The following is a 13010-nucleotide window of genomic DNA, read 5'->3' as shown; positions in this document are numbered from 1 at the left end:
GGCATAGCCGAGGACAAGCCCTGATGACCATCGCCCCCGCCGCCGTAGAGCCGGCCGAAGCCCCCCAGGAAAGCCCCGCCCTGCCCTGGGCCGAGCTTGCCGCCGAACACTTCCAGCTGCTGCGCCTGGCCGCACTGCCCACCGACCGCAGCACCGGCGCCCGGCCGCTGCGCTTTGTGCAGTTCGGCTATGCCGAGCGCCATGACAAGGCGCACAGCCTGCTGCGCATGGAAATCCAACTGCCCGGCCAGAAGGTGCACAAAGAGCAGAACCGCCTGGACATCCGTGTCGACCATGCCGAGCGCCTGGTGCGCATTGGCAATGAGCATGGCCTGCAACTGGAGCCCGTGAACCGTGGCATCGGCCGCTTCATGCTGGCCCAGACGGCGCAGTGGCTGCAGCGCAAATGGTCGCACTACCAGGTAGTGGGCATGGCGTTGCCGAGCAAGGATGCGCTGAACGAAGACTCCCGCCTGCGCCGTGACAACTGCCTGCGCGGGGTAGGTATCGAGGTGGAATACGAGGACAGCCAGCACCTGAAGGGCCGTACCGTGGACATGACCGTCGGCCAGCTGAAGGCCGCCTGGAGCAACGAGCGCCTGCAGCGGGTTGACATTCTGGATGCTGCCAACCTGTTGCAGCAGGCGGACCAGCAGTTGCAGGAAAAAGAAGCGCAACTGCGCGAGCGCGATGAGCGGGTGGCCAAGTACCACCGCGAAGACAGCGGTTTGCGCTTCACCATTACCTGCCTGGTGGCGTTTGCGGTGTTTCAGGCAGGGTTGTTGATCTGGATTGCCACCCGCTGAGGCCGCTTCAGCCGGTGGGGATTGGGGCCGCTTTGCGGCCCATCGCGACACAAGGCCGCTCCTACAGGGGCAGCGTAACCTTGGGGGAAACGCGTCTGCCTGTAGGAGCGGCCTTGTGTCGCGATGGGCTGCAAAGCAGCCCCAAATGGGTCAGACCCGGGCCTTGAACAATTCCTGATGCTGGCGGCACTGCTCAGCCGTCAGCATGAACACCCCATGCCCGCCGCGCTCGAACTCCAGCCAGGCAAAGTCCACTTCAGGGTACAACGCCTCGACATGCACCTGGCTGTTGCCCACTTCGACAATCAGCAAACCTTTGTCGGTCAGGTGGTCGGCCGCTTCGGCCAGCATCCGCCGTACCAGGTCCAGGCCGTCGTTGCCGCAGGCCAGGCCCAGCTCGGGCTCGTGGTGGTACTCGGCCGGCATGTCGTCGAAGTCTTCGGCATCGACATACGGCGGGTTGGACAGGATCAGGTCGAAACGCTGCCCCGGCAAACCGCCAAAGCCATCGCCCTGCACGGTATACACGCGGGTGTCCAGGCCATGGCGCTCGATATTCTGGTTGGCCACTTCAAGGGCCTGGAACGACAAGTCGGCCAGCACCACCTCGGCCTCGGGGAACACCTCCGCGGCAACGATGCCGATGCAGCCCGAGCCCGTGCACAGGTCGAGAATGCGTGCCGGCTCGCTGGCCAGCCACGGCTCGAAACGTTTTTCGATCAGCTCGCCAATCGGCGAACGCGGCACCAGCACCCGCTCGTCGACGATGAACGACATGCCGCAGAACCAGGCCTCGCCCAGCAGGTAGGCGGCCGGCACGCGTTCTTCGATACGGCGTTTGAGCAGGTGCTGCAGGCGTACCCGCTCGTCGTCCTCGAGCATGCAATCCAGGTAGCTGTCGGCCACCTCCCATGGCAGGTGCACCGCACCGAGCACCAGCAGGCGGGCCTCGTCCCAGGCGTTGTCGGCACCGTGGCCGAAGAACAGGTCGTGCTCGTGGAAGCGGCTCACCGCCCAGCGGATGTAGTCGCGCAACGTGCGCAGACGGGATGTGATCACGGGGTACTCCTATTTCAGACCGGACAAAAGTCTAACAGTCCCACCCGCACATTTGTTCGTTTGCCTTGCCCAAAGGCTAGCCACAGGCCAGTAACCATGCCGCTTGCGTTGTCAACCATTCCCATTGGCGTCAAGGCAGGGGACAATAGGTATACAAAAGCCCTTCCAAGGAGCCCTTGATGTCCGTTCCAACCACGATGTTCCGCCTCACTGGCCGCGACTACCCGCCGGCCAAGCTGAGCCACGCCAGCCTGATCATCATCGATGCGCAAAAGGAGTACCTCAGCGGTCCCCTGCAGCTGTCGGGCATGGACGAGGCCGTGGCCAACATCGCCAGGTTGCTCGACGCCGCGCGTAAAAGCGGCCGTCCGATCATCCATGTTCGCCACCTGGGCACTGTCGGTGGCCGCTTCGATCCACAGGGGCCGGCCGGCCAGTTCATTCCGGGGCTCGAGCCACTGGAAGGCGAAATCGTCATCGAAAAACGCATGCCCAACGCATTCAAGAACACCCAACTGCACGAAACGCTGCAGGCGCTGGGCCACCTGGACCTGATCGTCTGTGGTTTCATGAGCCACTCCAGCGTCAGCACTACCGTTCGCCGCGCCAAGGACTATGGTTACCGGTGCACCCTGGTGGAAGACGCCTCGGCCACCCGCGACCTGGCCTTCAAGGACGGGGTGATCCCGGCCGCACAGATTCACCAGTGCGAAATGGCCGTGATGGCCGACAACTTCGCTTGCGTGGCACCCACCGCCAGCCTGATCTGAACCACTGGCAAGACCGCCCGGCAGCCGGGCGGAACCCGATGGGCGGCAGCAGGTCGAATTCCGGATATCCACAGAGGAGAGCGGAATGAAGCTTAAAGGCAGTTTCGACGCCAAGCGCCTGCGCACGCGCGAGCCGCGTAACTGGGGCGCCCGCCTGGCGGCCGGCCTGTCGGCGCTGCTGGCGACCCTGGGCGTGCTGCTGGCCATGGCCGGCTTTGCCGGCCTGCTGGGCAACTACCCCGCCCTGCAGGAACTCAATGCCAACAAACCGCTGTCCAGCATCCTTACCGGGGCTGGGTTGCTGCTGCTATGGCTGGGCGTGCGCTTCTGGCGGCGCAGCCGTATCCGTTTGCGCCGCGGGCGGGAATTGAACCTGTCGCCGCACCTGATGAAAAAACACGACTGACAGCTACGCTGCGGTCGCGCCCCTTGTGGGAGCGGCCAATCAGACCCGACATGGCTGCACAGGGCCCCACAGTCGCGTAAACTACGCCGCCTACGTGGAGGCATCATGCAAGACGACGATTTTTCCCTGTTCAAGGCCGAAGTGCGTGGCGTAAAGCAAATCCGCCACGACCGCGCCGAAGTCGGCAAGCCCAAGGCCGACCGCCAGAAACTGGCTGGCCTGCGCCAGGCGGCGACCGTGCGCAGTGACAAGGCCCTGGTCATCGACGGCATGTCCGACCTGTTCGTCATCGACGTAGGCGCCGAAGACGAACTGATGTGGCGCCGCGACGGCGTGCAGGAAGGCCAGCTGCGCAAGCTCAAGCTGGGGCAGATCCCGTTCGAGGGCAGCCTCGACCTGCACGGCATGACCGTGGAAAAGGCCCGCGAAACCCTGTGGGACTTCATCGCCGAAGCCACCAAACTGGAAGTGCGCTGCGTGCGGGTGACCCACGGCAAGGCCGCACGCCTGGATGGCAAGCGCCCGATGATCAAGAGCCACGTCAACACCTGGCTGCGCCAGCACCCGCAGGTGCTCGGTTTTGCCTCCTGCAGCGCCCGCCATGGCGGCACTGGCGCGGTGTATGTGATGCTCAAGCGAACCATGCTCGAAGGCCGCGACGAGTAACGCCGCGCTTGCAGCGCCGCCCTCACCGCCGTACCCTTCGTTTTTGCGATTTTTTCCCACAGGTAGATCCATGTCCCTGGAACAGAACTACACCGAGATCCTCAGCCAGATTGGCGAGGACGTCTCCCGTGAGGGCCTGCTCGACACGCCCAAGCGGGCTGCAAAGGCGATGAAGTACCTTTGCCGCGGTTATGAGCAAACACTGGAAGAGGTCACCAACAACGCGCTGTTCAGCTCTGATAACAGCGAAATGGTGCTGGTCCGGGACATCGAGCTGTATTCGATGTGCGAACACCACATGCTGCCGTTCATCGGCAAGGCACACGTGGCCTACCTGCCCAAGGGCAAGGTCCTTGGCCTGTCGAAGGTGGCGCGCATCGTCGACATGTACGCCCGCCGCCTGCAGATCCAGGAAAACCTCAGCCGCCAGATCGCCGAAGCCGTGCAGCAGGTTACCGGTGCCGCCGGTGTGGCCGTCGTGGTCGAAGCCAAGCATATGTGCATGATGATGCGCGGTGTCGAGAAGCAGAATTCGACCATGATCACCTCGGTGATGCTGGGTGAATTCCGCGAAAACGCCGCCACCCGCAGCGAGTTCCTCAGCCTGATCAAGTGATTGGCTGCTGACCCCGAGCCGACCCCTGCGGGTCGGCTTTTGCATTTCAGGAGTTGCCCATGATCGTCAAAGCCCTGCGGGTTGGCCTCGGCCAGCTTATCGTCTTCGGTGACTGGATCAGCCGCCCGGCCAAGCGCAAGCGTGACGCCGCCGTCCAGGCCCGCGTCGAGCAAGCGGCCAAGGGCCTGGCGCTGTACCAGTTCCATGCCTGCCCGTTCTGCGTCAAGACCCGCCGCACCCTGCATCGCCTGAACGTACCGGTGGCGCTGCGCGACGCCAAGAACGACCCGGTGCACCGCCAGGCCCTGCAGGAAGGTGGCGGCCGGGTGAAAGTGCCTTGCCTGCGCATTGAAGAAGCCGGCAAGGTGACCTGGATGTACGAGTCCAAGGCCATCATTGCCTACCTGGATGAGCGGTTTGCTTCGGTCTGACAGGTCGTAGCTTTTCTGTATCGGCCTCTTCGCGGGCAAACCCGCGAAGAGGCCGATACAAGCTGAAGATCATCCCACCATCGGCACATGCCGTGGGTGGCTGCTGACCCGCTCCAGCCAGGCCCTTACCGCCGGGTAATCGGCCAGGTCGAAACCGCCCTGCTGCGCCACATGGGTGTAGGCATACAACGCCACATCGGCAATCGAGTATTGCTCACCCACCAGGTACGGCGTCATCTGCAGCTGCCGCTCCATCACCTTCAGCGCCTTGTAGCCGCCCTTGTGCAGCTTGCGGTACTCCTCCAGGCGCTCGTCCGGCAGCCCCAGGTAAAACTGGATGAACCGCGCCACGGCGATGTACGGCTCATGGCTGTACTGCTCGAAGAACTGCCACTGCAACACCTGCGTGCGCAGGCGCGGCTCGCTGGGCAGGAACTCGCTGCCATCGGCCAGGAAGTTGAGAATGGCGTTGGACTCCCACAGGTAGCTGCCGTCCTCCAGCTCCAGTACCGGCACCTTGCCGTTGGGGTTCATCGCCAAAAACTCGGGCGTTTCGGTCTCGCCCTTGAGGATGTCCACCGGGTGCCATTCATACGGCCGACCCAGCAAGCTCAACATCAGCTTGACCTTGTAGCAGTTGCCCGACTGGTAGTCGCCATAGACCTTGTACATCGCCCCTCCACTGCCAAGCAGTTTTGCAATTGCGCCCAATAGTTGGTGACTGTACGGCTAAATGCAATGGCCGCTGTATGGCAAGGATCAACCTTGCGCGCTGTAGTCTGAAAAAACTGCTTACACCTTTACAAGGATTTTGTTCATGACCGATGCCACCTCCGCACGCCTGCGGCCCCTGGCAGACACCTCTCCGTCGGCTGTGGTTGCAGGCTTCATTGCCATGCTCACCGGCTACACCAGTTCGCTGGTACTGATGTTCCAGGCCGGCCAGGCGGCCGGGCTGACCACTGCGCAGATTTCGTCATGGATCTGGGCGCTGTCCATCGGCATGGCGGTGTGCAGCATCGGCCTATCGCTGCGCTATCGCACCCCCGTCACCGTGGCCTGGTCCACCCCAGGCGCTGCCTTGCTGATCACCAGCCTGGGCGGGGTCAGCTATGGCGAAGCCATTGGCGCCTATATCACCTGTGCCGTACTGGTCCTCATCTGTGGCCTGACCGGCAGCTTCGAGCGCCTGGTCAAACGCATTCCGGCCTCGCTGGCCTCGGCACTGCTGGCGGGCATCCTGTTCAAGATCGGCAGCGAAATCTTCGTCGCCGCCCAGCACCGCACGTTGCTGGTGCTGGGCATGTTCTTCAGCTACCTGCTGGTCAAGCGCCTGTCGCCACGCTACTGCGTACTGGCCGCGCTGTTGGTGGGCACGGCATTGTCCGGCGCGCTGGGCCTGCTGGACTTCAGCGGCTTCCACTTGGAAGTGGCCAAACCAGTATGGACCACACCCAGCTTCTCGCTGGCGGCAACCATCAGTATCGGCATTCCACTGTTCGTAGTGGCCATGACCTCGCAGAACATGCCCGGCGTGGCCGTGCTGCGTGCCGACGGCTACCAGGTGCCCGCCTCGCCGCTGATTTCGGCCACCGGCTTTGCCTCGCTGCTGCTGGCGCCATTCGGCTCGCATGGGGTCAACCTGGCGGCGATCAGCGCAGCGATCTGCACCGGGCCGCATGCCCATGAAGACCCGAGCAAACGCTACACCGCGGCGGTGTGGTGCGGGATTTTCTACGGCATTGCCGGGGTGTTCGGGGCGACCTTGGCGGCATTGTTTGCGGCATTGCCTAAGGAGCTGGTGCTGTCGATTGCCGCACTGGCGCTGTTTGGTTCGATCATGAACGGGCTGACCGTGGCCATGAGCGAGGCGCGCGAGCGTGAGGCGGCGGTGATTACCTTCATGGTCACGGCTTCGGGGTTGACCCTGTTCTCGATAGGCTCGGCGTTCTGGGGGATTGTGGCGGGGGTGCTGACCTTGATGATCCTGAATCCGCGCAGGGGATGACGGTAGAGAGGCGCTGGGGTTGAGATCGAGCGCCGCCCGCGCGGCGCTCAATCTCAAAACCCACAAAGCACTTTGAACCTGGCACCTGGCACCTGGCACCTGGCACCTAAAGCCTGAAATGCCCCACCATCCCTTTCAAATCAGCCCCCAACTGCGCCAGCTCCACACTCGACCGGGCATTGTCCCGCATCGCCAACGCCGCCTGATCCGCACTACCGCGAATCTGCGTGACGCTACGGCTTATCTCCTCCGCCACCGAGCTCTGCTGCTCGGCCGCCGCGGCGATCTGCTGGTTCATCTGCTGAATCAATGACACCGCCGCGGCAATGCTGCCCAGCGCACTTTCCGTCTGCAGCGCATCGGCCACCGCCAGGCGCACCAGCTCGGCACTGCCACGGATCTGCGCCACCGATTGCTGGGCATTACCGCGCAGGCTGGCGACCAGTGTCTCGATCTGCTCGGTGGATTGCCGGGTACGCCGCGCCAACGCGCGCACCTCATCGGCCACCACGGCAAAACCACGCCCTTGCTCACCGGCGCGAGCTGCCTCGATGGCGGCATTGAGCGCCAACAGGTTGGTTTGCTCGGCCACGCTCTTGATCACTTCCAGCACGTCGCCGATGGTGTGAATTTCGGCACTGAGGCTGTCGATGCCAGCGCTGGCGGTTTCCGCCGCCGCCGCCAACTGCTCGATGCGCTGCATGCTCTGGCGCACCACCTGCTGGCCGGTGTCGACTTTCTCGTCCGCTGCCTGGGCCGCTTGCGCCGCCTCTTCGGCATTGCGTGCCACATCGTGCACGGTGGCGGTCATCTGCTGCATGGCGGTGGCGACCTGCTCGGTTTCTTCCTTCTGGCTGCCCACCTCGCGATTGGTCTGCTCGGTCACCGCCGACAACGCCTGGGCGTTGCCAGCCAATTGTTCGATGCCCTGCTGCAGGCCGCTGACAATACCCGAAAGCCCCGCCGCCATCTGCTGCATGGCCTGCATCAGTTGCCCCACCTCGTCCCGGCGCGGCGCCTGGGCGTCCAAGCCCAGCTCACCCGCAGCGATACGCTGGGCGCGGGCGATGACATGCTGGAGAGGGCCGACGACCGCACGGGTAATCATCCAGGCCGCCAATACACCGACGATCAAGGCCAGCACCGTGGCCAGGCCGATGGCAACGGCATTACGCTGCAGCTCGCCCTGCAGAGCCTGCTCCTGCCCCAGATAGGCCTGGTCGACTTGCCTGGTCACTTGCTCGGCACTGGTTTGCAACTGCGCCTTTAGCCCCTGCTCGCGGGCCAACTGGTCGGTGTATTCGTTGAGTTTTTCCGAGAAGCTGCCAATGTGCCCGGCCACTTCGCCAAGCACACTCTGGTAACCGGCATCGCCAACCGCACCCTGTAGTTGGCTGACCAGGCTGGCGGCCTCCACCGTCTGGGCAATTCGCTCCTGGCTCACGCCCTCTTCGCCCTTACGGCTTTTTTCCAGGCGCACCCGCGCTTCGTCCATGGCCTGCAGCATCAGCCGCGACACCTGTGCCACTTGCGCAGCTTGCTCAAGGAACTCACCACCCTGCTGGCCCTGGGACTGCTTGAGCGTGTACACACCGTCATCGGCCAGGCCGGCCTGCAGCACATCGAGGTTGTTGGCCACGCTGGACACCGACCAGCTGGCCATGTCCAGGGCCAGCTCCTTGGCCTGCACGGCCTCGACAAAGGCCTCGAATGCCTGGCCATAGGCAGCAAGATCGGTTTGCGCCGCCGCCAGCGCCGGCAGGCCGCGGGCACGTTCGACCAGGCCCTGCAGGCCGCTGCGCAAGGCCTCGGCCTGCTGCAGGTCGGAGCGCAGGGCAAACGCCTGCTCGTGCTGGCGCAAGCGCAACAGGTCGGTATTGAACTGGGCCAGCTGACGCAAGCTGTCGAAGCGCTGGCCGACGCCATGCAACGCGGCGATGCCGATGGCCGCCACCGCCAGCGTCAACAGCAGCACCAGGGCAAAGCCCAGGCCGAGTTTGCGGGCCATGCCCAAGTTGGCCAGCACACCGTGCTTGTTCGCGCCCATCGCCGACTCCCCTTCTGCTTGCGAGGTTATCCGAAGGCCAAGGGTGGCAACGTTGCCAGCCGATGAACAAAGGCCTGGCGTCAGAATAGTGTCAAATAGCTATGAGCGTGTCGTTATCAGCTTGCCAGAGGTCGCCCTGGGTGCTGGTATTCGCGGGCTTGCCCGCTGTCACACGAAGCGCATCCGACCTCAGGGCAGCCCTGTACCTGTGGGAGCGGGCGCGCCCGCGAAGAAGGCCACGCGCTATCCGCTCAGATCGCCGTAGCCCCACCATCGACCGTCAGGCAATGCCCGGTGGTAAACGCCGCACCGTCGCTACACAGGTACAGCACCGCACTGGCGATTTCCTCGACCTTGCCAATGCGCCCCACCGGGTGCATGGCGGCGGCGAACTCGGCCTTGCGCGGGTCGGCCTCGTAGGCACGGCGGAACATGTCAGTGTCGATCACCGCCGGGCACACGGCGTTCACGCGGATGCCCTTCTTGGCGTACTCGATGGCCGCCGACTTGGTCAGGCCAATCACCGCATGCTTGCTGGCGCTGTAGATGCTCATCTTCGGCGCCGCCCCCAGCCCCGCCACCGAGGCCGTGTTGACGATGACCCCACCGCCCTGGGCCTGCAGCAAAGGCAGCTGGTACTTCATGCACAACCACACGCCCTTCACGTTCACACCCATGATGGCATCGAACTCTGCCTCGCTGCCTTCCGCCAGACGGTGTTGCTCGATCTCGACCCCAGCGTTGTTGTAGGCATAGTCCAGCCGACCGCAGGTGGCGATCAGGCGCTCGTGCAGCTGGCGCACCTCGGTGTCGCGGGTAACGTCGCAGGCAATGAACAGCGCTTCGCCACCCGCCGCGTGGATCAGCGCCACAGTGGCTTCGCCGCCGACCGGGTCAAGGTCGGCCACCACCACCTTCAGGCCCTCGCGGGCGAAAGCCAGGGCGGTTGCCCGGCCAATACCGGCGGCAGCGCCAGTCACCAGGGCTACCTGGCCAGAAAAGGTCATGCTCATCGCGTGCTCCTGTGGGGGGTTAGGTGGGGTTCAGAGCATAGCCAGCCACCGCTCGGCCGGGCAGCATCATCACACCAACGGTTGGGCTACCATGCCTGTCAGTGATGTTAACGACCTGCCTAAATCAACAAGGTAGATTGAACACCTCACTCACTCCACTGCCCACAAGGACCCGCCATGACCCAGACCAACCGCCGCTTCCTGCTTGCCAAACGCCCGGTCGGCGCCGTGCGCCGTGACGACTTCAGCTTCGAGACCGTGCCCGTCGAACAACCCGGCGAAGGCCAGGTGCTGGTGCGTAACCTGTACCTGTCGCTGGACCCCGCCATGCGCGGCTGGATGAACGAAGGCAAGTCCTACATCCCGCCCGTGGCCCTGGGCCAGGTAATGCGTGCGCTGGGTGTGGGCGAAGTGGTCGCCTCCAACCACTCGGCATTCAAACCAGGCGACCACGTCAGCGGCGCGCTTGGGGTGCAGGACTACTTCACCGGCGAGCCCCAGGGCCTGCACAAGATCGACCCCAACCTGGCCCCCCTGCCCCGCTACCTGTCGGCGCTGGGCATGACCGGCATGACGGCCTACTTCGCCCTGCTGGATGTTGGCCAGCCCAAGGCCGGCGATACCGTGGTCATCTCCGGCGCGGCCGGTGCGGTGGGCAGCATTGTCGGGCAAATTGCCAAGGTCAAAGGGTGCCGCGTGGTCGGCATTGCCGGCGGCGCCGAGAAGTGCCGGTACCTGCTGGACGAGCTGGGCTTTGACGGGGTGATCGACTACAAAGCCGAAGACGTACTGGCTGGCCTGAAGCGCGAATGCCCCAAAGGCGTGGACGTGTACTTCGACAACGTCGGCGGCGAGATCCTCGATGCCGTGCTGACGCGCATCAACTTCAAGGCCCGCATCGTGATTTGCGGCGCGATCAGCCAGTACAACAACAAGGAAGCGGTGAAGGGGCCAGCCAACTACCTGGCGCTACTGGTGAACCGTGCGCGTATGGAAGGGTTTGTGGTGATGGACTACAGCAAGGACTACGGCAAGGCCGCGCTGGAGATTGCCGGGTGGCTGGCCAGTGGGCAGGTGAAGAGCAAGGAAGATGTGGTGGAGGGGTTGGAGACCTTCCCCGAGACGTTGCTGAAGCTGTTCAGTGGGGAGAACTTTGGCAAGTTGGTGCTGAAGGTCTAACCCTCAAAAGCCTGCGCCGCCCCTCCTTTAGGAGCGGCGCCCCATTGAAGTCGGGCCTCAGCACGTGTTGTGGCACTTTCACCGCTTGCAGTTTCCCCCTTCCACCGTACATTCAGGCATCTACAAGAACCCATTGCGCAAGGTAGCGACAAGGTGGGCAACCAATGCAGCAACGCTTGAATGCCGGACTCGACCTTTGCAGGATCGCCGCCTGCTTCATGGTGATAATCCTTCACATCGCATCAGCCGGGGCACTGCAACTGGATGACAACTGGATGTCCTCCAACATCTACAACTCCTTGGTCAGGTCTTGCGTCCCCCTGTTCCTGATGCTGTCTGGCGCCCTGCTGTTGAACCGAACAGAGGGTGCAATCACGTTCTACCAGAAGCGCTTTGTGCGCATACTGCCGCCGCTGCTGTTCTGGTCGGTGTTCTATGCGCTGTGGCGCACGACCCTGGGCACCGGGCACGGCAGCTTGTGGCAAGCGGCAGTGGCCATGCTCCACGGCCCTGTCTACTACCACCTCTGGTACCTGTACGCGATCATCGGCATTTATTTGTTCATGCCCTACATGGCCAAGGTCTACCAGCATTGCGGGGCACAGGAGAAGCGAGTGTTCCTGGGCCTGTGGCTAGTGATCAGTTGCCTGCTGCCCACCGCCGCACAGTTCAACCCTACATTGGCCAACGTGGTCCATACCTATGAGCTGTTTACGTTCATGGGGTTTGCCGGCTATGCATTCTTGGGCGCCTATGTTTACGAACAAATTCGGCTGCACGGCCCGGGCAACGCCTGGGTAAACCTTGCCGGCTTCGCCACCAGCGGCGCCCTGACCGCCGCCGCCACGCATGCCGTGTCCATGCAGCACGGCGAGCCCAACCAGGTTTTCTATTCCTACGTATCTCCGTTGGTGGTGCTGGCCGCCATCTGCGCCTTTCGCCTGCTGCTTGCGCTGGGCGGGCACCTTGTACAGCACAGTAAGCTGCTGGCCGAGCTGTCGGGTTGTACGTTGGGGCTGTACTGCTTGCACGTGTTCATCATGAACAGGGCCAGCATCTTCTATGGCCCGCTGATCGAGGGGCATTCGCTGGCGTGGTTGATACCGTTGCTGGCAGTGGCTGTTTTCGTGCTGACTTTGGTACCGATCTACTTGCTCAGGCTGTTCAAGCCGGTGCGCGCAGTGATCTGATTCCAGCTACCGAAGATGGGTGAAAAACCTGCACACACAGCCTGCAGAAACAAAAAAGGCCAGCACGCTCGTGCTGGCCTTCTTCCACAATCGCAGGCTACTTACGCGCGAATCTCAGCCACCACTGCCGCCAGCGCTTGCGCTGGGTCGGCTGCCTGGCTGATCGGCCGGCCGATCACCAGGTAATCCGAACCCGCATCCAGTGCCTGGCGCGGAGTGAGGATACGGCGCTGGTCATCCTGCGCGCTACCCGCCGGGCGAATGCCCGGGGTCACCAGTTGCAGCGACGGGTGCGCCGCCTTCAGCGCGGGGGCCTCAAGCGCCGAGCACACCAAACCGTCCATGCCGGCCTTTTGTGCCAGTGCCGCCAGGCGCAGCACCTGCTCCTGCGGGTCGACATCCAGGCCAATGCCAGCCAGGTCTTCGCGTTCCATGCTGGTCAGCACGGTCACGCCAATCAGCAACGGCTGCGGGCCGCTGCGCTTGGCCAGCTCTTCGCGGCAGGCAGCCATCATGCGCAGGCCACCGGAGCAATGCACGTTGACCATCCACACACCCATCTCGGCGGCGGCCTTTACCGCCATGGCGGTGGTGTTGGGGATGTCGTGGAACTTCAGGTCGAGGAACACTTCGAAGCCCTTGTCGCACAGGGTTTCGACAATGCCCGAAGCGCTGCTGGTAAACAGCTCCTTGCCAACCTTTACCCGGCACAGCGCAGGGTCAAGCTGGTCAGCCAGCTTCAGGGCGGCCTCACGGGTAGGGAAATCCAGGGCGACGATCAGGGGCGTCTGGCAGGCGGACATGGCAGGGTCTCTTGGC

General features: G+C 63.6%; 14 protein-coding genes and 1 pseudogene. 9 read left to right on the top strand and 6 right to left on the bottom strand.

Features of this window, described 5'->3' with window-relative positions; translation table 11 throughout:
* Positions 1-23 precede the first annotated feature (23 nt).
* Positions 24-806, top strand: a complete 783-nt coding sequence (locus APH35_RS05150; protein ID WP_060514317.1) for a hypothetical protein — start codon at positions 24-26, stop codon at positions 804-806.
* Positions 807-956: 150 nt separating this feature from the next.
* Here the strand turns inward: APH35_RS05150 and prmB are convergent, their stop codons facing one another.
* Positions 957-1865: a 50S ribosomal protein L3 N(5)-glutamine methyltransferase gene (gene prmB, locus APH35_RS05145; RefSeq protein WP_012271081.1), complete on the bottom strand. Its 909-nt coding sequence runs from the start codon at positions 1863-1865 to the stop codon at positions 957-959.
* Positions 1866-2044: 179 nt separating this feature from the next.
* On the opposite strand from prmB, the gene APH35_RS05140 reads away from it, so the two are divergent.
* The 5 genes from APH35_RS05140 to APH35_RS05120 all read left to right on the top strand — a co-directional run bounded on the left by APH35_RS05140 (position 2045) and on the right by APH35_RS05120 (position 4754).
* On the top strand, positions 2045-2635 hold the full coding sequence (locus APH35_RS05140; protein WP_012271080.1) for a cysteine hydrolase family protein: 591 nt from the start codon (positions 2045-2047) through the stop codon (positions 2633-2635).
* Positions 2636-2720: 85 nt separating this feature from the next.
* On the top strand, positions 2721-3041 hold the full coding sequence (locus tag APH35_RS05135; RefSeq protein WP_012271079.1) for a hypothetical protein: 321 nt from the start codon (positions 2721-2723) through the stop codon (positions 3039-3041).
* Between the two features lie 105 nt (positions 3042-3146).
* Positions 3147-3707, top strand: coding sequence for a Smr/MutS family protein (locus tag APH35_RS05130; RefSeq protein WP_012271078.1), 561 nt, complete (start codon positions 3147-3149; stop codon positions 3705-3707).
* Positions 3708-3777: 70 nt separating this feature from the next.
* Entirely contained in the window at positions 3778-4323 is a 546-nt protein-coding gene (gene folE, locus APH35_RS05125) for a GTP cyclohydrolase I FolE (RefSeq protein WP_012271077.1), read from the top strand.
* A gap of 59 nt (positions 4324-4382) precedes the next feature.
* Entirely contained in the window at positions 4383-4754 is a 372-nt protein-coding gene (locus APH35_RS05120; RefSeq protein ID WP_060514316.1) for a glutaredoxin family protein, read from the top strand.
* A gap of 69 nt (positions 4755-4823) precedes the next feature.
* On the opposite strand, the gene APH35_RS05115 is transcribed toward APH35_RS05120, so the two are convergent.
* Positions 4824-5426, bottom strand: a complete 603-nt coding sequence (locus APH35_RS05115; protein WP_012271075.1) for a glutathione S-transferase family protein — start codon at positions 5424-5426, stop codon at positions 4824-4826.
* A 145-nt stretch (positions 5427-5571) separates the two neighbouring features.
* Between APH35_RS05115 and APH35_RS05110 the strand changes: the two genes are divergently transcribed.
* A complete protein-coding gene (locus APH35_RS05110) occupies positions 5572-6762 on the top strand; it encodes a benzoate/H(+) symporter BenE family transporter (protein WP_012271074.1) in 1191 nt (396 codons plus the stop codon).
* A 106-nt stretch (positions 6763-6868) separates the two neighbouring features.
* Here APH35_RS05110 and APH35_RS29675 read toward each other — a convergent pair whose 3' ends face one another.
* From APH35_RS29675 to APH35_RS05100, 3 genes and pseudogenes are all read right to left on the bottom strand, one after another.
* Positions 6869-7573, bottom strand: coding sequence for a methyl-accepting chemotaxis protein (locus tag APH35_RS29675; protein ID WP_371040180.1), 705 nt, complete (start codon positions 7571-7573; stop codon positions 6869-6871).
* A 204-nt stretch (positions 7574-7777) separates the two neighbouring features.
* Positions 7778-7870 (bottom strand): annotated as a pseudogene (locus APH35_RS29670) (hypothetical protein); the annotation flags it as partial.
* Positions 7871-9060: 1190 nt separating this feature from the next.
* A complete protein-coding gene (locus APH35_RS05100; protein ID WP_060514314.1) occupies positions 9061-9822 on the bottom strand; it encodes an SDR family oxidoreductase in 762 nt (253 codons plus the stop codon).
* 177 nt (positions 9823-9999) lie between these two features.
* On the opposite strand from APH35_RS05100, the gene APH35_RS05095 reads away from it, so the two are divergent.
* Entirely contained in the window at positions 10000-11001 is a 1002-nt protein-coding gene (locus tag APH35_RS05095) for an NADP-dependent oxidoreductase (protein WP_060492563.1), read from the top strand.
* Positions 11002-11165: 164 nt separating this feature from the next.
* A complete protein-coding gene (locus APH35_RS05090; RefSeq protein WP_060514313.1) occupies positions 11166-12191 on the top strand; it encodes an acyltransferase in 1026 nt (341 codons plus the stop codon).
* 101 nt (positions 12192-12292) lie between these two features.
* Here the strand turns inward: APH35_RS05090 and pyrF are convergent, their stop codons facing one another.
* A complete protein-coding gene (gene pyrF / locus APH35_RS05085) occupies positions 12293-12994 on the bottom strand; it encodes an orotidine-5'-phosphate decarboxylase (protein ID WP_060492565.1) in 702 nt (233 codons plus the stop codon).
* Positions 12995-13010: the final 16 nt, after the last annotated feature.

The organism is Pseudomonas sp. NBRC 111132, from assembly GCF_001320565.1.
In the GTDB taxonomy this organism is placed as follows: Bacteria; Pseudomonadota; Gammaproteobacteria; order Pseudomonadales; family Pseudomonadaceae; genus Aquipseudomonas; species Aquipseudomonas putida_P.
The sequence above is the reverse complement of the archived record's forward strand: the minus strand, read 5'-3'. Positions and strand labels throughout refer to the sequence as shown.